At 70.1% G+C, this 17,184-nt stretch carries 15 protein-coding genes and 1 pseudogene; 7 read left to right on the forward strand and 9 right to left on the reverse strand.

Translation table 11 applies throughout. The annotated features are described in order from the left end of the window. Positions 1–74: 74 nt before the first annotated feature. Both ACFVYA_RS23125 and ACFVYA_RS23130 read left to right on the forward strand, forming a co-directional pair. Positions 75–194: pseudogene (locus ACFVYA_RS23125) on the forward strand (aldo/keto reductase); the annotation flags it as partial. A gap of 65 nt (positions 195–259) precedes the next feature. Then, entirely contained in the window at positions 260–517 is a 258-nt protein-coding gene (locus ACFVYA_RS23130; RefSeq protein WP_387047796.1) for an aldo/keto reductase, read from the forward strand. Between the two features lie 580 nt (positions 518–1,097). Here the strand turns inward: ACFVYA_RS23130 and ACFVYA_RS23135 are convergent. Beyond that, a complete protein-coding gene (locus tag ACFVYA_RS23135; RefSeq protein WP_285985632.1) occupies positions 1,098–1,448 on the reverse strand; it encodes a helix-turn-helix domain-containing protein in 351 nt (116 codons plus the stop codon). Between the two features lie 479 nt (positions 1,449–1,927). Continuing rightward, complete coding sequence (locus tag ACFVYA_RS23140; protein ID WP_387047798.1) at positions 1,928–4,957, reverse strand: BTAD domain-containing putative transcriptional regulator; 3,030 nt, start codon at positions 4,955–4,957, stop codon at positions 1,928–1,930. 219 nt (positions 4,958–5,176) lie between these two features. Here ACFVYA_RS23140 and ACFVYA_RS23145 point away from each other — a divergent pair, with 219 nt between their 5' ends. The 4 genes from ACFVYA_RS23145 (at position 5,177) to ACFVYA_RS23160 (ending at position 7,437) form a co-directional block, all read left to right on the forward strand. Beyond that, positions 5,177–6,400 (forward strand): hypothetical protein, encoded by a 1,224-nt coding sequence (locus ACFVYA_RS23145; RefSeq protein WP_387047800.1) that lies wholly within the window; start codon positions 5,177–5,179, stop codon positions 6,398–6,400. Continuing rightward, positions 6,397–6,966 (forward strand): hypothetical protein, encoded by a 570-nt coding sequence (locus ACFVYA_RS23150; RefSeq protein ID WP_387047802.1) that lies wholly within the window; start codon positions 6,397–6,399, stop codon positions 6,964–6,966. The genes ACFVYA_RS23145 and ACFVYA_RS23150 overlap by 4 nt, the downstream gene beginning before the upstream one ends. 63 nt (positions 6,967–7,029) lie before the next feature. Then, positions 7,030–7,209, forward strand: coding sequence for a hypothetical protein (locus tag ACFVYA_RS23155; RefSeq protein ID WP_387047804.1), 180 nt, complete (start codon positions 7,030–7,032; stop codon positions 7,207–7,209). A 33-nt stretch (positions 7,210–7,242) separates the two neighbouring features. Continuing rightward, positions 7,243–7,437 (forward strand): hypothetical protein, encoded by a 195-nt coding sequence (locus tag ACFVYA_RS23160; protein ID WP_387047805.1) that lies wholly within the window; start codon positions 7,243–7,245, stop codon positions 7,435–7,437. Here ACFVYA_RS23160 and ACFVYA_RS23165 read toward each other — a convergent pair. Further along, a complete protein-coding gene (locus ACFVYA_RS23165) occupies positions 7,391–8,116 on the reverse strand; it encodes an ANTAR domain-containing response regulator (RefSeq protein ID WP_387047884.1) in 726 nt (241 codons plus the stop codon). The two genes, ACFVYA_RS23160 and ACFVYA_RS23165, sit on opposite strands and share 47 nt — an antisense overlap. 175 nt (positions 8,117–8,291) lie before the next feature. On the opposite strand from ACFVYA_RS23165, the gene ACFVYA_RS23170 reads away from it, so the two are divergent. After that, positions 8,292–8,627 (forward strand): DUF3140 domain-containing protein, encoded by a 336-nt coding sequence (locus ACFVYA_RS23170; RefSeq protein WP_387047806.1) that lies wholly within the window; start codon positions 8,292–8,294, stop codon positions 8,625–8,627. A gap of 54 nt (positions 8,628–8,681) precedes the next feature. Here ACFVYA_RS23170 and ACFVYA_RS23175 read toward each other — a convergent pair whose 3' ends face one another. From ACFVYA_RS23175 to ACFVYA_RS23200, 6 genes are read right to left on the reverse strand one after another with little or no spacing between them, the layout of a single operon-like run. Further along, a complete protein-coding gene (locus ACFVYA_RS23175) occupies positions 8,682–10,667 on the reverse strand; it encodes an RICIN domain-containing protein (protein ID WP_387047808.1) in 1,986 nt (661 codons plus the stop codon). 35 nt (positions 10,668–10,702) lie between these two features. Beyond that, positions 10,703–12,457 (reverse strand): beta-galactosidase family protein, encoded by a 1,755-nt coding sequence (locus ACFVYA_RS23180; RefSeq protein WP_387047810.1) that lies wholly within the window; start codon positions 12,455–12,457, stop codon positions 10,703–10,705. Continuing rightward, a complete protein-coding gene (locus ACFVYA_RS23185; protein WP_387047812.1) occupies positions 12,450–13,994 on the reverse strand; it encodes an alpha-N-arabinofuranosidase in 1,545 nt (514 codons plus the stop codon). Before ACFVYA_RS23185 ends, ACFVYA_RS23180 begins: the two co-directional genes overlap by 8 nt. Then, positions 13,991–15,334, reverse strand: a complete 1,344-nt coding sequence (locus ACFVYA_RS23190) for an ABC transporter substrate-binding protein (RefSeq protein ID WP_387047814.1) — start codon at positions 15,332–15,334, stop codon at positions 13,991–13,993. Before ACFVYA_RS23190 ends, ACFVYA_RS23185 begins: the two co-directional genes overlap by 4 nt. 36 nt (positions 15,335–15,370) lie before the next feature. Beyond that, complete coding sequence (locus tag ACFVYA_RS23195; RefSeq protein ID WP_387047886.1) at positions 15,371–16,234, reverse strand: carbohydrate ABC transporter permease; 864 nt, start codon at positions 16,232–16,234, stop codon at positions 15,371–15,373. Positions 16,235–16,250: 16 nt separating this feature from the next. Further along, on the reverse strand, positions 16,251–17,177 hold the full coding sequence (locus ACFVYA_RS23200) for a carbohydrate ABC transporter permease (protein ID WP_387047815.1): 927 nt from the start codon (positions 17,175–17,177) through the stop codon (positions 16,251–16,253). Positions 17,178–17,184: the final 7 nt, after the last annotated feature.

The raw sequence follows: 17,184 nt of genomic DNA on the forward strand, positions 1-17,184 counted from the left end.
GATCCGGAGGCGCTCGCGGACCGGACTTGCGGGTCCGACCCGGGCTGCGCGTCAGCCGGCTCGCCCTCGGCACGATGAACTTCGGCACCGCCGGCTTCCACGCCGCCTACGGCAAGACCGAGGACGAAGCCCGCCCCATCTTCCGGAAGTACCTCCACGAAGGCGGCAGCTTCGTCGACACGGCGGAGTCCTACACCGCCGGCGAGAGTAGGACGATCCTCGGCAAGCTCATCGCCGAAACGAACTCCCGCGACCGGTGGTGCTCACCACCAAGTTCACCAACACCGTCGACCCGGCCCAGGTGGCGATCAACTGGGTGGCCACCCAGCCGGGCATCGCGGCGGCGATCGTCGGCGCGAGCAACGCCGGCCAGCTCGCCAAGAGCACGGCGGCACTCGACTTCGAGATCCCGGCCGAGCTGCGCACCCTGCTCGACGAGGCGAGCGCGGTCCCCGGGCGTTGGTGTACCGCATGTTCACCCCGGCATACCAGAACTGGATCGTCAGCCCGGACCTGAAGATCGGCGACAAACCGCCGGGGTACGCGCCGCCGGTCCGGAACTGGTAGCGACAGTGCCACTCTTTCGAGTGAAATTACTTCAGTTCTTCCTTTCGCGAGTTACAGGCTGACGGGTGATGTAACCGGGCGACACCTCCTCGGACGCCGTTGCCGTGGACGAGATCCGGCCCTCCTGAATCTCTACAGTGGACTGCGGAAAGTGCCGCGTCCCGTCGAATTCGCAGCGAATTCGCCTGGTCAGACGACCGCGCAGTTTTCCTCGAAAGTGGCGCACAGTCGGATGACGACCCCCGATGATTCGACCTCATCCGGCACGGGTATGGTTTCGGCAACCCAACCGAATGACCACCGAACGAGGCTCACCCCCTTGGTCACCGCACTCCACATGAGGGCAAAGATGGTACCTCGTCCGCCTACGGAGCGAGCGGTTCCTGGTCCTGATCGATGGAAGGAGAAGTCGTTGACGTACCTGATGCCGCTTTGGTGGATCATCATGGCGGCCTGACGCCTGGAACCACCCTACTGGGGGCGAGTTGCGCCGGGTCTCGCCGAAGCCGCGAAACCCGGCGCAACCGGCGTCAGGGCTGACCCCGGCGGCGGAGTTCGACACCCTCCGCGAGGAGGACGTTGCGAGTCTGGTTGTAGGACATGCCGTAGGTGGTGGCGAGCTGGCGGATCGAACGCCCGTCGAGGTAGGCGTTGACCAACCCGGGCGGGGTGGGCGGCAGCGGAATCCGCGGTGGGCGTAGCGTGACGCCCGCGTCGAGCAGGGCGACGCGGATCTTGCGATAGCTGTAGGGGTGCCGCGCGACCAGGCTTTCGATCGTTTCCCCGGCGGCGTAGCGGTCCACGAGGACCTGCACGAGCTCGGCCGGGATCTCGGCGGGCACCGACTCGGGAGGACCCGCGCCTCTGTGATCGTCGCTCACCAGATCATCGCCGCCCCGACCAGCTGATCCGTGTGCGTGGGAACGCAGCCCCGGTCGCTGGCTCGCGTGTCACGCGGTCCGCATCCCACCCAACGACATCGATGTCGGCGGGTACACCGCCAACCGAGTGGCCGTCGATCGTCACAAGCGCTCATGGCTGGTTCCGCTCCCCGTGCGGTGTGCCCGTCGATGAGTGTGGACCACCTCGTCCCGCGGTCGTGACGTCGGTGGGCACAGTTGTAACGGTCGTTACACGCGTGCCCGAAAAGCCGAATTGTCGGTTCGGGCGAATCAGGCGCATGCACCCAGCATGGTTGCCACCCCTGGTGCCCGCCAACGATCAGCCGGCGCGGACGGCTGAAGTGTCAGCCCCGGTGGACGATCATGCACCGAAAGACGCGCTGTGCCAACGATTTCGCCCGTCTTCTGTAGCGGATCCGCGCCGATCACGAGAAGGGAAATGCCGTATCGGGTGACGTCTAACGGTTTCGCCGCAACCGCGGTGGCAGCATCGCCACGGTGTCCCGCTCACCGTCGCGGGCCGCCGGGATGACTGGCTCCGAGGCATCCAGCTCGGCGAGCAGCCCCTCGATCTCCGCCGCACGCCTGGTCCGTGCCCGCCCCTGGTAGAGGTCCGCCGCCTGCATCCACAACGCTCGTGCGTCTTCCCGGTTCCCGTGGTCGCGCAGGATCACCGCCAGCGTCGACAACGCCCTGGCCTGGCCGGTGGCGTGGCGGGTCCGGTCGGCCAGCTCGACCGCGCGGTGCGCGTACCACAACGCCGCCCGGGCATTGCCCTGCTGGTGCCGCAATCGGGCCAGTACGGTGTTCAGCTTCATCACCGCCGGCAGGTTCAGGCACGCCGGGATCAGCTCCGCAGCTTGCCGGCACTGCTCATCAGCCTCGTTCAGGCGCCCCAGGTCGGTGAGCAGCGCGCCCAGCGCGGTGTGGATCTGCAACCGTGCCGTCCGATCGCCGGATTGCCACAGGTGTTCCAGCGCCTCGGCGTAGAGGTCCAGCGCCTCCTGCTCGAACCCGCCGGCCGCGACCAGCGCGTTCGCCAGCCGATGGGCTGCGGCGGCACACAACGACGGCTCGTTCAGCTCATCGGCCAGCTGCAGCGCCAACCGGCACAGCATCGCGGCCTCCGGCGCCCGGCCGACCCTCAGGTGCCACCGGGCCAGGTTCAGCGTCGAAACGATCCGGCCCAGCGGAAACCCGTCGGCCTCGGCGAGCGCCAATGCCCGCCGGAGGTGGTGTTCCGCCCGAGGCTCCTCGCCCATGTGCATCAACACGACCGCGAGGTCGTTCAGGTGTGACCCGAGAACCTGACGCAGCTGCGGCGCGGAGTCACCACCTTCGGCGAGCACCTCTTCGACACTGCGGATCGCCGCGGTGAGGCAGCTGATCGCGTCGGCGTAGAAACCCATTTCCGTGATCAGCTCGGCGAACAACGCGGGCAGGTAAGCGCTTTCACCGCCACCGGCAGCGGCAATTTCCAGCAGTACGTTCTTTTCCCGGACCACCCACTGCCGGGCCAGTGCCGCGCTGCCGAAACCGGCCCCCGGCCGCGTCCGGGTCGCCGGCAGCTGCGGCGGCGGTTTGTACGGGAAAACCAGACGATGCGCCTCATAGGCCATCTGCAGGTGGAAATCGAACAGCCGGCGCCGCACTGCCGCCACATCGGCCAATTGCTCGGCGACCGAAGCGGCGTAGGCGTGCAAAAGGTCGTGGACGCGGTAGCGATCCAGATCGCTCGGGTGCTCGAGCAGGTGCGCCGCCACCAGGACGTCGAGCGAACGGCGCACGGCAGGCAGCGGGCGCCCGTCCCCGGCTGCCACCGCCTCGGTCGTCACTTCCGCTCCCGGGTGCACCCCGATCACCGCGAACGCGCGTCGCTCACCCGGCCCCAGCACTCGGTAGGACGCCGTGAACGCCGCACGCAGGCTTCGCTGGAGAGCATCTCCCTCGTACCCGAGATCCAGCAGCATGTCCGCGTCCCGCAGCTGCCTGGCCAGGGTCGACAAGAGCAGGCCGGTCCGCGCAGCGGCGCGGTCGGCCACCAACGTGAGCGCCAGCGGATTCCCCTGGCAAACCCGCACCAATTCGGCCACGCCGTCGCGATCTTCCCGGGCCCGCCGGCCGATCCGGCGGTCGAGCAGCGCAGTCGAGTCCTGATCGGTCAGCGGCGGCACGGTCACCACCGGCGGGGAAACCGTCGCGGCCAGCGAAGGCAGCCGCCACCGCGAAACCACCAGAACCGTACAGGCGTCGAGCACGCCGAGCAGCGGGGCGATCTGCTCACGGCTGTCGACGTTGTCCAGGACCACCAGCATCGGCCGCCGTTGCAAGAGCGCCGAGAGCTTCGCCGCTCTCCCCACGGGACTCACCACTTGGTCGACCGGGAAATCCAGCAACGACAACAACGTGTCCACGACCTCGCCGCTGCTCGCGGAGGTCGCTTGACCATCCCCTCGCAGGTCGAGCAGGACGGCTCCGTGCGGAAACCGGCGCCGGGCCCGGTGCACCCACCGCACGACCGCCGTGGACTTGCCCACGCCCGGCCCACCGGTCACCACGACCACGCCTCGCCGCGAGGCGCCGCTCGAATCGGAGGTGAACGCGTCGAGTTCCGCCAGCAGCTCGGCCCGTCCTTCGATTCCGTCGCAGTCCGGAGGCACGTGCCAGACCGGCCGGCCGGCCGGCTCCTCGACGTCCACGGCGCGAATCCGCACGACCTGGCGGGGGAAACCACCGTCGCCGGAGATCACCTCGTCGTGCACCCCCCGCAGCTCATCCGCGGCACGCAGTTCGCCGATGTCGAGGTACTGGCGGCGCTTGGCGAAGTAGAACTCGGTCACCTCGTCCGGGCGGTCCGTCGCGGCCAGCGCGCGCAAGCGCAGTTTCGCCAGGCCGAGTTCCAGCGGATGCGCGTGTTCGAGCTCCAGCAGCCTGCCGAGCGCCACGTCGCCATGACCGACGGCGAGCAGCTCGGCGACCAGGAAAGCATTGGCGGGCAGCCAGTGGCCGCGCGTCCACTGCGCACGCCAGTCGTCCGCCCGCTGCGTCGGCAAGTCGGCGAGCGGATCGTCCCGCCACAGCCGCACCGCCGCCTGCGCCTCGATCTGCGCGCGACGGTGGTCGCCGCGATCACGCAGCTCGCGCGCCCGCGCCATTCCCCGGGCGAACTGGCGGTGATCGACCAGTACTTCGTCGATTTCTACCACGCAGCCGTTCTTCCCGACGCCGACACGAGCCGGGATTCCGCTCTTCTGCAGCGCTTGCCGGAGGTGCACGGCGTTCTGGTGCAGGGTAGCCAGCGCACCTCGCGGCGCGTTCTCGTGCTCCGCCCACACCCAGTCCACGACCGCGTCGACCGGGAACCGCTGGTTCGGGGACGTCAGCAAGGCGGCGAGCACCTGCCTCGAACGCGGGTGAGCCCACTTCACATCCACTTTCCCGTGCAGCAGCATGGCCGTTTGCCCGAGAATTCCGAGCGCGATTTCCATGCGACCCCCTCCGCCACGGCTTCGGCCACCGGCCGACCGCCCCACTACCGGTATTTTTCCATTGTTTCCGACAAAAGACCACGTCAGCGCCAGTTCGCTGGCCCGGTAATGGTGATTGTTGATCGATTGTCAACCAACGAAACCGCAGGCCGAAAGCCTTTTGTGAGCACCCTCCTCCACCTTCGTGACAACAACTGGACAACCACGAGGAGGACCGCGATGGCCGCCGTCAGCTGGGTACGCAGCCCCATCGAGCGCGCCGATGCCCACTGGGCCACCCGGTGCGGAACGAAATCCGTCCTGGTGCTCGTGCCGCACGTGGTCGCCGGCACGCGTCTGCTGGACCTGCTCCCCCTGCTCGAAGCCGACCATCGCGTGCAGGTCGTGTTCACCGATCCCGACGCCGGCGAAAACTGGCAGGCCACGCACGACTTCCTGCGCGCACAGGGCGGTCCGGTGCTGCCGTGGGCCCAAGCCCGCCGCAGCGATGTCGACCTCGTCCTCGCCGGCAGCACCCGCGGCCTCGACGACCTGACCGCGCCGGCACTGCTGGTTCCGCACGGTGGCGGCCTCGGGCAGTACCGGCCCTGGCGCCCTCCCGCCACCACCCGGCCGTACGACCCCCAGCTCGGTCTCGGCGCCGGCCAGCTGATGTGCGAAGGCCGGGTCCGCGCCGACGCGATTGTCCTGGTCCACGACGACGAGCGCGACCTCCTCGCCCGAGCCTGCCCGCAAGCGCTCCCCACCGCGGTCGTCGCTGGCGACATCGCCCTCGACCGCATCACCGCCAGCCTGCCTTACCGCGACTGGTACCGGCACGCGCTCGGCGCCACCGGCGACCAGCAGGTCGTCGTGGTCACCTCGACCTGGTCACCTCGGTCGGCGTTCGGCCGTCACCCTGATCTGTTCGACCGTGTCCTGGCCACCCTCCCGCGGGAGGGCTACCGGGTCGTCGGTGCGCTGCACCCCGCGATCTGGGCCCACCACGGGACCCGGCAGGTCCGCTCCTGGCTCGCGGCGGCCCTCCGTGCCGGACTCGTCCTCGTGCCGCCCGAAGAAGGATGGCGTGCCGCTTTGGTCGCCGCGGACCACGTGCTCGGGGACTACGGATCCGTTACCGGCTACGGCGCGGCCACCGGCGCTTCGATCCTTCTCGACGACAACCCCGGCCAGCCGCTCCTGAGCGGCACCCCGGCCGAGGTCCTCGCCCGGCACGCGCCCCGCTGGCGGCCCGGCCGGCCACTGGTTCCCCAGCTGCGCGCCGCCGCCGCGGCCCGTGACGCCGCTCGTCTGCCCGGCGTCATCCACCGCCTCTTGACGTCCCGGCCCGGCGAGGCCGGCCCCATCCTGCGCCGCACCTTGTACCGGCTGCTGGGCATTCCCGAACCGGCGCACGCCGTGCCGGTCGCCCCGGTGCCACTGCCGAATCCGGTGCCGGCATGACACTCACGACGTGGCACTACACCTGCGGCCACCGCGAAGGCACGGTGGTCACCGGCACTCCCGGCGACCGGGCCACCCTCGCCGACGCGGTTATCGCGCCGGCCCATCACTGCGAAGCCGAAGGACGAGTCGCAGTGGCCGGGCTCTTCGACCGGCTTCCCGGGCTCACCCTGGCCGCCATCCCGATCCGCTCGACCGGGCTGCTGCTCGGCGACCGCCGCGGCGAGACCACCCTCGTCGGTCACGGGGCCGCCGAACCAGTCGCGGTCGCCGCCTGCGTGTGGCTGGCCACCGGACGGCCGCTGGGCTCGCTCGCGGTCATCACCGGCATGGAGTGCCGCCTCGGCTGGAGACGCGCGGGCTCGTTCCTGCTGTTCGCCGCGGCGAGCCCGGCGCCAGGTGCAGATCCGTGTCGTAGGCCGGCGGCGCCCCTGCTGCACTGGCGCCCCACGGGTAACCCAGGTCATGCGTATCGGCCTGTTGACCCGACCGGTGACTGCGGCGAAGACGACTTCGCCGCCCTGTGCCGGCGGCTCGACCCGGCGCCCGGCCTCGACTTCGCCTAAGTCGAGTGGGATCCGGACGTCGGCCGGGTCGGCGACCTCGACGCGGCGACACAAACCGCCGCCGTGCGTGCGCTCGGGACTCCAGGACGCCTCACCGCGGCCGCCGACCGGTTCACGGTCACCCCGGACGTCGTCGGCTGGGCGTGCTCCAGCTGCAGTTTCACCCACGGTCTCGACGGCGCCCCCGACGAGGCGCGGGCGCTCACCGCCCTCTTGCCGCCTTCCTCGCCGAGGCGGGCGTGACGACGGTGCACGCCGTATCGGCACGCCGACGCGGTGCTGGTCTCCGAGACCGCCCTGCGCACCACGCCGCTGCTCGCCGAGCTGGAGGAGCGGCTCGGGAAGGCCGTGCTCACGGCGACCGCGGTCGCCGTGGGGGACGCCACCGCGGCGACACCGGCGCAGGGCGGCCCGGGGACGCTGTTCAGTGCCGGGCCGTGCCCCCGTCCGCCGAACTCATCCTCTTCGTGAAGCGGGCCGCCACGTCCCGCAGCTTGATGTTCGTGTGCTGGGACTCCACGATCAGGCGGTGCATCGCCGCGTCCTCGGTGACCCGGTGGATCAGCATCAGCATGCCCTTGGCCTGCTCGATCACCGCGCGCGTCTCCATCGCGTTGCGCAGCTCGTCCGCGAGTCTTCTGGCCTCCCGGTAGCGGCGGGTCAGCCGCAACACCGTCTCCACGCACAACGTGAACAGCCGCAACACCTTCGTGTCGAACTCGTGGTAACCGTGGGTCTCGAAGCCGAACAGCGTGATTGCGCCCACCAGGGTGTCGTCCACCCGCAGCGGGACCGCCAGGTAGCTGCCCACGCCGAGGTCCTTGGCCGCCGCCACGAATTCGGGCCACTGATCGCCCGTCTCCGCGACCGCCACCCGCACGACTTCGCCCGTCAGCGCCGCGAGCAGGCCGGGCCCGTCGCCCGCGGCGTACTGGACGTCGTCGATGCGCCGGGCTCGCTCGTCCGTGAAGGCCGCGGTCTGGGTCACGCCGTCGCGGACGACCAGGATGCTGGCCAGGTCCGCGTCCGGGACCACCCGGACCGCCTCGCCGCAGACCGCCTCGAGCAGCCCCGGCGTGTCGGACATCGATTCGAGGACCCCGACGAGATCGGCCAGGACGGCGTTCAGCTCGTCGACCCGCTCCGCCATGCCGTCGCCAGTGGTCGGCAAGGCCCACCCCTCCCATGCGTCAAGCGGCGAGCACGGGATCGAGCTCGCCAGCAGCGTCAACAGAGACCACCGCTGGCGTTTCAACGGGTCCGCACGAATTCTACCGGCCACGGGCCCCCGGTTTGACGTCGGCCGCGCCGGGTAGCCGCAGAAGATGGACAATCCGGCTGTTGACGACGAGCTGTGGGCGGAGTTCCACCGGGTGGTGAACATGACCTCGCGCGAGCTGGAGGACTGGCTCCGCACGCGCGACGCGGGCCCGGAGACCGAGCCGCTCCCCGCCGAGGCGGGCCCGCCGACGGGCCACCAGGTCCTGGGTGTCCTGCGCAAGCGGCGGTCCGACGTGGACGGCCGCGACGCGGACGTGATGCGGAAGGTGGTCGACCGGGTGCACTCCGAGCGCCGCGACGACCTGGAACCCACCGCCGGTGAGGCCCACTGGCGCCACCGCCTGATGTCGCTCGGCCACGACCCGCTCAAACCCGCCTGACCACACTGAAGGCCACCACCCGCGAAGCGGTGGTGGCCTTCAGTGGTTCCCCGGTCAGCCGGCGATGGCCTGCCAGCGCTGGTTGGACCCGTTGGTCGGCTTGTACAGGCCGATCCGGGCGCCGTCCTCGCGGGACTCGCTCGTGACGTCGAGCAGCTGGCCGCTCGCCGCGTTGACGAACGTCCAGGTGCCGTCACCGGTCGTGGACAGCGTCCACTGCGCCGCCGGGTCGCACGTGCCCGCCGCGGCCAGCGTCACCGCGCCGCCGGACGTGCTGAGCACCTGGCCCGTGCCCGCGTTGGTGATGGTGAACCGGTCGCGGCTGCCGTAGCGGCCCGTGCGGTCGGTGAGCGTCCAGCGCTGCGCCGCCGCCGAAGCGTCCGTCGTGCGCTGGACCAGCGTGCCGTTCTCCGCCGACAGCGACTTGCCGCTCTGCACGCCGGTGAAGGTGACCGGCTTGCCCGAGCCGAGGCCCGTGCCGGCCGCCGTCGAGGAGACGCCGTCGACGAGGAAGCTCGTCACCGAACGCGCCGGCACCCGCAGGGTCGCCTTGCCCGCGGTCACCCGCACCGGCTTGCCCCGCTTCAACGCCCCGGTGACGTCGGTGACGACCGGCGTCACCGACGCACCCGGACGGACGTTCCGGAAGCCCGACAGGTCCAGCGTGACGTCCTGGGCGTCGGTACCCGCGTTGGTGTGCACGACCGTCGCCAGGTCCTCGCCGCGCATCGCGGCCGTCGACGCGGTGTCGTTCACCCCGACCAGCCGGTCACCCGGCCGGATGTAGTGGGTGAAGTTGCGCATGGTGTTGAACTTCGTGTTCGTCTTGATCTGGCAGGTCTGCAGCGTGGCGTTCTTCGGGCAGTCGAACGGGACCTGGATCTCGCCCCAGTTCATCCCGGCCGCGGACTCCCCGCCCGGCTTCATGTTGTTGTAGTCCTCGATCGGCTGCCAGCTGACCCACGCGCTCGGCTCGAGCAGCCGCAGGTCGTCGGTGATCTGCTTGGCCATGCCGAGGCCCGGGTCCATGTCCGTGAAGTCCTGGCGGTCCAGCCAGCTGCCGCCGACCTCGCTCATCCACAACGGCTTGTCCGCGCCCTTGGCCAGGTCGCGCGGGACCGGCCGGTTGCCGGTGCCGTAGGTGTGCACGTTGAGCCGGCCCGCCGCGGCGCGGGCGTCGGCCGACCAGCCGGCCCAGTCCGCGGCGAAGATGTCCGGGTTGGTCTCGTCGGGCGCGGAGACGATCGCCCGCGAACCGGCCGCCTTGAGGGCCCCGGCCATCGCCGGGATCAGCTGCGACTGGACCGACGGCCCGATGTGCGCGCCTTCCTGCCGCCCGCCGGTCGGGTTGCCGTCGGCGCCGAGCGTGGTCTTCCAGTAGTTCGTGTTCGGCTCGTTCAGCGGGTTCACCGACGCGAACTTGATGCCGTGCGCGCGTTCGAGGGTGCGCACCACCTGCGTCAGGTACGCGGTGAAGTCGCCGATCTTGTCGGAGCGAAGCTGCTCGTCGGTGGCGTTGAAGCCGCCCGAGACGTACCCGGACACGGTCTGGAAGTACGGCGGCGAGTTGCTGAACGCCTCCCACTTCGTGACGCGGTTCTTGATCTTGTCCAGCCACCAGCGCTGGTTCGGGTCGGCCTTCGGGTCGAACTCGGCCGGGTTGCCCGGTGTCCACCAGTCCTTGTCGGCGCGGGTGGTGCCGGCCGGCGCCTTCCACCAGCCCGGCACCGCGGCGCCCGCGCGTAGGTACGACGGGACGTCGGGGGCGTTGCCGCCGCCGACGTTGAACCGGGCGATGTTCAGGTTCAGCCCGTCGGGGCCGAAGACCAGGTCCGCCAGCTTGTTCCGGACGGCGTCGGGGTAGCCGCCGGTCGCCTCGGCCATCCACGCCAGGCTGGCGCCCCAGCCGTCGAACGGCTGCTGCCGGTAGGTGGGGTCCGGCTTGACGGTGACGGCGGTGGCCGCTTCCGCCGGCGCCGCGGCCAGACCGGTCGCGACAATCGGTACACAAAGGACGGTGAGCAAACGCCGCAGGTTCATCGTCGAATCTGCCCTTCGGTGCGGTGGGGACTCTTCTAGGCCTCGGTGTGGCCGAGCAGCGGCCGCGGCACGAACCGGGCCGCGGGGTCGAGCATCGTGCCGAGTTCGAGCACGACGAGTTCGTTGGCACCGGCCCGGACCACCGGGCGCGGCACGTACAACGTCCGTTGCGGCCCGCGCCGCCAGTACCGGCCGAGCGCGAACCCGTTGAGCCACGCGACGCCCTTGCCCCACTCCCCGGTGTCGAGGAAGAGGTCGGCGGGCTCGTCGAGGTCGATCTCGGTGCGCAGCACCACCGGCCCGGCCACCGGGCCCGCCACGGACTCCGGCGACGCAGGACGCAGCGAAGGCAGCGCGGCCAGGTCGAGCGGCAGCACGTCCCAGCCGGTCAGCGGCTCGCCGTCCAGCGACGCCCCGCCGATGATGCCCTTCGCCTCGCCGATGCGCGGGCCGTAGTCGACGCGGCCCTGGTCTTCGACCAGCACCAGCAGCTCGCCGCGGGCGCGCGGCAGCGGGATCGCGCGCTCGTGGTGGTCCCGGCTGAGCGTCCCGACGAGGTCGCCGTCGAAGAACACCGTGGCGCGGTCGCGGACCTCGCCGAAGGTGAGCACCCCGGGCCGGTCGCCCTCGACGGCCGTGCGCAGCAGCGCGAGCTGCGGCATCGGCGTCAGCTCGTCGAACGCCGGCAGGTCCTCGTGGAACTCCCAGGTGCCCCAGCGGTCCGGGGCGTCGAGCAGCCGGACGGGGTCCCGCAGCACGCCAGCAGGCGTCGGCGCAGGCTGAGCCGGCGGCGGGACGGTGTCGGGCACCTTGTGGTAGCGGGCGATCACGTCGCGGAAGGCGTGGTACTTCGGCGTCGGGTCGCCGGCTTCGTCCAGCGGCGCGTCGTAGTCGTAGGAGGTGATCAGCGGCTGGTAGACGCCCTTGTCGTTGGCGCCGTTGGTGAGGCCGAAGTTGGTGCCGCCGTGGAACATGTAGAGGTTGACCGAGGCACCCGCGGCGAGCAGCGCGTCGAGCTCCGCCGCCGAGTCCGCGGCCGACGTCGTGTGGTGGTGCGCGCCCCAGTGGTCGAACCAGCCGTTCCAGAACTCGCTGCACATCAGCGGCCCGGTCGGCTGGTGCGCGCGCAGGATCGCCAGCCGCGCCTCGGCGCCGGACCCGAACGACGCGGTGCGGTGCAGCCCGTCGAGACTGCCCGCTTCCAGCATCTCCGGCGTCGGCTGGTCCACTGTGGTCAGTGGCACGGTGACGCCGGACTCGCGCGTGTGCTCGGCAAGCGCTTTCAGGTAGCGCTTGTCGTCGCCGAACGCGCCGTATTCGTTTTCCACCTGGACCAGCAGCACCGGTCCGCCGCGGTCGATCTGGTGCGGGACGACGACCTCGTAGACCTTCGTCAGGTACTCGCGGACGGCGTCCAGGTACTTCGGCTCGTACCGGCGCACCCCGACCGACGGGTCGCGGAACAGCCACGCCGGCAGCCCGCCGTTGTCCCACTCGGCGCAGATGTACGGGCCGGGCCGCACGATCGCGTACATCCCGGCGTCGGCGACGAGCCGCAGGAAGCGGTCGAGGTCGAGGCCGCCCGTCAGGTCGAACGTGCCGGGTTCGGGGGCGTGCGCGTTCCACGCCACGTACGTCTCGATGGTGTTGAGCCCCATCCGCCGGGCCTTGTCGATCCGGTCGGCCCACAGGTCCGGGTGCACCCGGAAGTAGTGCAGGGCCCCCGAAAGGATGCGGAACGGGCGGCCGTCGAGCAGGAAGTCGTGCTCCCCGATGGCGAACTCAGGCATTCGGGGCCGCCTGCGGGGTCAGCTGGAGCACGGTCCAGGACAGCGGTGGCAGTGTCACGGTGATGGTGGTCCCCCCGGGATCGGACGTCGCGACCGTGCCGGGTAGCGGCACCGGCCGGACCGGTTGTGCGTCGGCGGTGTTCACGGTGTGGCGGGTCTCGCCGTCCGGTGTGGTCAGGGTTTCGGCGGCGTAGACGCCGAACCGGGCGCCGCGCAGGCGGATCCGGACTTCGGTCGGCGACGCCGTCGCGCGGTTGGTGAGGAACACCGCCCCGCGCCCGGACTCCTCGATCGTCGCGGCGGCGTCGACGAGGTCGACTTCGCCGTGCTGCGCGGTCCGGAGCCGCTCGCCTTCGACGGCCAGGCGGAGGCTCTCCCCACCGGCCAGCGCGGCGACCTGCCGGAACGGGTGGAACGTCGTCTGCCGCCACGCCGGGCCGCCGGGCTCGGAGCGGATCGGCGCGATGACGTTCACCAGCTGGGCCTGGTTCGCCATGGTCACGCGGTCGACGTTGCGCAGCAGGGAACTCAGCAGCGAGCCGACGACGACCGCGTCGGTGACGGTGTAGGTGTCCTCGATGATCCGCGGGTGCTCCCGCCAGCCGCCCTCGGCGAGCTTCGCCTGGTCGACCTCGTTCCAGCGGCGCAGGTCCCAGACGTTCCACTCGTCGACGCTGATCCCGATCTTCTTGTCGAGCCCCAGCTCGGCGAGGGTTGCGTCGATCACCCCGGCCGTCGTGGCGATGTAGCGGTCCAGCGCGGCCGCGCTGGCCAGGTAGCTGTCGGTGTCGCCGTGCAGCTCCTGGTAGTAGGCGTGCAGCGAGATGTGGTCGACCAGCTCGGCGGTGTGGCGCAGCACCGTGCGCTCCCACGAGCCGAACGTCGGCATGTCGGCGTGCGAGCTGCCCGCGACGACCAGCTCGACACCGGGGTCGACCATCCGCATCAGGCGGGCGGTCTCGGCGGCCAGGCGGCCGTACTCGTCGGCCGTCTTGTGGCCGATCTGCCACGGGCCGTCCATCTCGTTGCCCAGGCACCACAGCTTGAACCCGAACGGGCGGTCGGCGCCGTTCGCGCGCCGCCGCTCGCTCAGTTCCGTGCCACCGGCGTGGTTGCAGTACTCCAGGACCTCGGCCGCTTCCTGGATGCCGCGGGTGCCGAGGTTGACGGCGTACATCACCTCGGCACCCGCGGCTTCGGCCCACGCGACGAATTCGTGCAGGCCGAAGCGGTTGGATTCCACGCTGTGCCACGCCGGGTCCAACCGGACCGGCCGGGTTCCGGCCGGTCCGACACCGTCTTCCCAGCGGTAGCTGGAGACGAAGTTGCCACCGGGGTAGCGGAGCACGGTGGGACCGAGTTCCCGGACCAGCTCCAGCACGTCGGCGCGGAACCCGCGGTCGTCGGCGGTGGCGTGCCCCGGCTCGTACAGTCCGGTGTAGACGGACCGGCCCATGTGCTCGACGAACGAGCCGAAGAGGCGACGCGGGACCGGGCCGATGACCTGGCCCGCGTCACCTTCGATGTCGACGGTCATCCCGCGCTGACCGTGAAGCCCTGCTGGTTGCCGTAGTCGACGATGGCCTGCTGCCAGGCCGCCAGCCCGGCGTCGAGCGGGGTGGCGTTCAGGTAGGCCTTGCCGGCGGTGTCGCTGAAGACGCTGTTGGCGTAGGTCTGGTACGGCAGGTAGGTCCAGCCCGGCGCGACGTCCTTCGACGCCTGGGTCAGCACCTGGTTGATCTTCTGGCCGCCGAAGTACGGCACCGCCTCGTCGACGAACGCGGGCGAGGTCAGGTCGGCCGTGGTGGACGGGAAGCCGCCGCTCTTGATGAACGGCTGAACGCCGCCGGCGTGGTTGAGCCAGCGCACGAAACCCGCGGCCAGGGCCGGGTTCTTGCTCTGCTTGACGACCGACTGGGCGCTGCCGCCGTTCTCCGCGGTGACCGCCTTCTGGCCGTCGTAGGTCGGCATCGGTGCCACGGCCCACTTCCCGCTGGCACCGGGCACCGAAGAGATGAAGTTGCCCGGCATCCAGGCGCCGGTGACCAGGGACGAGATGGTGCCGTCGCCGAGGGCGCGGAACCAGTCGTCGGACCACTCCTTGACCGGGGCGAGCAGCTTGCCCTGGATCATCTGGTCCCACATCGCGGTCCACTTCTTGGTGCCCGCGTCGGCGAGGTTGACCTTGACGTTCCGGCCGTCGACGGTGAACGGGTGCCCACCGGCCTGCCAGATCATGCTCAGCACGGCCCCGGGGTCACCGGTGTCCGAGGTCATGTACTTGGTGGGGTCGGCGGCGTGCAGCTTCTTCGCCGCGGCGATGTACTCGTCCCACGTCTTCGGGACGGTGACGCCGTTCTTGTCGAAGACTTCCTTGTTGTAGAACAGCGCCATCGGGCCGGAGTCCTGCGGCAGGCCGTAGATCCCGTTGCCGTTCTTGACCTGCGCCCACGTCGAGGCGCTGTAGTCCTTCTCGAACGACCCGAAACCGAACTGGTTGAGGTCGGCCAGTGAATCGGTCAGCGCGAACTGCGGGAGGGCGTAGTACTCGATCTGGGCGACGTCGGGGGCACCCGAGCCGGCCTTGATCGCGTTCTGGAGCTTGGTGTACTCCTCCTTGTTGGTCCCCGCGTTGACGTAGTTGACCTTGACGTTCGGGTATTCCTTCTGGAACGCGGCCACCTGGTCCTTGGCCGAGGGGGTCCAGCTCCAGTACGTGATCTCGCCGCCGGCCTTCAGCGCGGCGTCGACGGAATCCTGGGTGCCGGTGGCAGCGGCGGGCGCGGAGGACGAGCCCCCGGACGAGCAGCCGACCGCCAGCGCGGCGGCCAGCGCCACGACGGCGGCCGCCTTGGCGCGGGTGCGGAATCTTGACATCGAATGTCCCTTCACGGCGGTGTGACGGCGGATTTCTTACTGCTTGACGCTGCCGGCGCTCAGCCCGGACTGCCAGAACCGTTGCATGAGCAGGAAAGCGACGACTAGGGGGATGATGGTGAGCAACGACCCGGTGAGGACCAGGTTGAAGATCGGCTGGGCGCCGGCACCGTTGGCCTGGGCGCTCCACTGGTTGAGCCCGACGGTCAGCGGGTACCACTTCGGCTCGCTGAGCATGATCAGCGGCAGGAAGTAGTTGTTCCACGTCTGCACCATCGTGAACAGCGCGACGGTGATGATCCCGGGGACCAGCTGGCGCAAGGTCACGGTGAGGAAGATCCGGATCTCGCCGGCACCGTCGATCCGCGCCGCTTCCAGCAGCTCGTCCGGGATGGCGTCGGCGGCGTAGACCCAGATCAGGTACAGGCCGAACGGGCTGATCAGCGACGGGATGAGGACCGCCCACGGCGTGTTGGTCAGCCCGAGCTTGCTGAACATCAGGAACGTCGGCACGGCCAGCGCGGTCGGCGGCACGGCCACGGCCCCGAGGACGACGGCGAACACCGAGCGGCGGCCGGGGAAGCGGTACTTGGCCAGCCCGTATCCCGCCGCGGTGGCGAGGATCGTCGCGCCGCCGGCCCCGACCACCACGTACAGCAGGGTGTTCCCGAGCCAGCGGAAGAAGATCCCGCCGTTGTAGGTGAACGTCTGGCCGATGTTGTCGAACAGCGCGAACGGGCCGCCGAAGGACAGTCCCGACGTCGAGAACAGCGCCGGCTGGGTCTTGCTCGCGTTGATCACCAGCCACACCAGGGGAACCAGGGTGTAGAGCAGGTAGAGCGCCATGAAGCCGGTGAGGACACGCGACTTGCGGGGGTTGGTCACTGAGGACCGTGCCATCGAAGAGGCAGCCACGTCACATCTCCTTCCGGGAGCCGCGCAGCTGCACGACGTAGGCGATGACCGCGGTGATCACGCCCATCACGATCGCGACGGTGGCGGAGTAGTTGTACTGCTGCCCGTTGAAGGAAAGGTTGTAGGCGTACATGTTCGGCGTGTAGAAGGTGCCGATCGTGTTCGGCACCAGGTTGCGCATGATGTTCGGCTCGTTGAACAGCTGGAAGCTGCCGATGATCGAGAAGATCGTCGCGACCACGATGGCGCCCCGGATCGCGGGGAGCTTGACGGACACGATCGTGCGGAACGTCCCGGCGCCGTCGATCGCGGCCGCCTCGAACAGCTCCTTGGGGATCACCTTCAGCGCGGAGTAGAAGATGAGCATGTTGTAGCCCACGAACTCCCACGTGACGATGTTGCCGATCGAGGTGAGCAGCCAGCTCGGCGACAACGGCGCTATCGCGGTGCCGAGCAGGTGGTTCAGGTCGGCCGCGAGTCCGAAGTGGTCACCGTAGATGAAGCCCCACATCAGCGCGGCGACCACGGCGGGGACCGCGTACGGCAGGAAGATCACGATCCGGAAGAACCCGGCGGCGTGCAGCCGGGCACTGTCGATGGCCAGCGCCGCGATCAGCGCGAGCACCAGCATGATCGGCACCTGCACGGCGAGGAACACCAGCACCCGCCGGAAGGCCTCCCAGAACTTCGGGTCGCCGAAGACCTGGAGGTAGTTGTCGGCGCCGACGAACACGGTGCCACCGAAGAAGGCCTGGTCGCGGTAGAGGCTGAGCACGAACGCGTACACGACCGGCGCGATGAAGGTCAGCGCGAACACCAGCATGAAGGGGGCGACGAAGAGCCAGCCCCGCCATTTCCGCCGCGGCCGGCGGGCCGCGGGCGCCCGGCGCGCCGGCACCGGGGCGGGCGGAGCCGCTGTGGACGTCATCGTCTCT

Source organism: Amycolatopsis sp. NPDC058278, from assembly GCF_042881395.1.
Classification (GTDB): domain Bacteria; phylum Actinomycetota; class Actinomycetes; order Mycobacteriales; family Pseudonocardiaceae; genus Amycolatopsis.

What these genes read in the sequence shown, in the direction of transcription:
- ACFVYA_RS23140 (WP_387047798.1), bottom strand. Translation starts at nt 4,957, where the DNA reads ATGGAAATCGCGCTCGGAATTCTCGGGCAAACGGCCATGCTGCTGCAC.
- ACFVYA_RS23145 (WP_387047800.1), top strand. Translation starts at nt 5,177, where the DNA reads ATGGCCGCCGTCAGCTGGGTACGCAGCCCCATCGAGCGCGCCGATGCC.
- ACFVYA_RS23150 (WP_387047802.1), top strand. Translation starts at nt 6,397, where the DNA reads ATGACACTCACGACGTGGCACTACACCTGCGGCCACCGCGAAGGCACG.
- ACFVYA_RS23165 (WP_387047884.1), bottom strand. Translation starts at nt 8,116, where the DNA reads ATGGCGGAGCGGGTCGACGAGCTGAACGCCGTCCTGGCCGATCTCGTC.
- ACFVYA_RS23170 (WP_387047806.1), top strand. Translation starts at nt 8,292, where the DNA reads ATGGACAATCCGGCTGTTGACGACGAGCTGTGGGCGGAGTTCCACCGG.
- ACFVYA_RS23175 (WP_387047808.1), bottom strand. Translation starts at nt 10,667, where the DNA reads ATGAACCTGCGGCGTTTGCTCACCGTCCTTTGTGTACCGATTGTCGCG.
- ACFVYA_RS23180 (WP_387047810.1), bottom strand. Translation starts at nt 12,457, where the DNA reads ATGCCTGAGTTCGCCATCGGGGAGCACGACTTCCTGCTCGACGGCCGC.
- ACFVYA_RS23185 (WP_387047812.1), bottom strand. Translation starts at nt 13,994, where the DNA reads ATGACCGTCGACATCGAAGGTGACGCGGGCCAGGTCATCGGCCCGGTC.
- ACFVYA_RS23190 (WP_387047814.1), bottom strand. Translation starts at nt 15,334, where the DNA reads ATGTCAAGATTCCGCACCCGCGCCAAGGCGGCCGCCGTCGTGGCGCTG.
- ACFVYA_RS23195 (WP_387047886.1), bottom strand. Translation starts at nt 16,234, where the DNA reads ATGGCACGGTCCTCAGTGACCAACCCCCGCAAGTCGCGTGTCCTCACC.
- ACFVYA_RS23200 (WP_387047815.1), bottom strand. Translation starts at nt 17,177, where the DNA reads ATGACGTCCACAGCGGCTCCGCCCGCCCCGGTGCCGGCGCGCCGGGCG.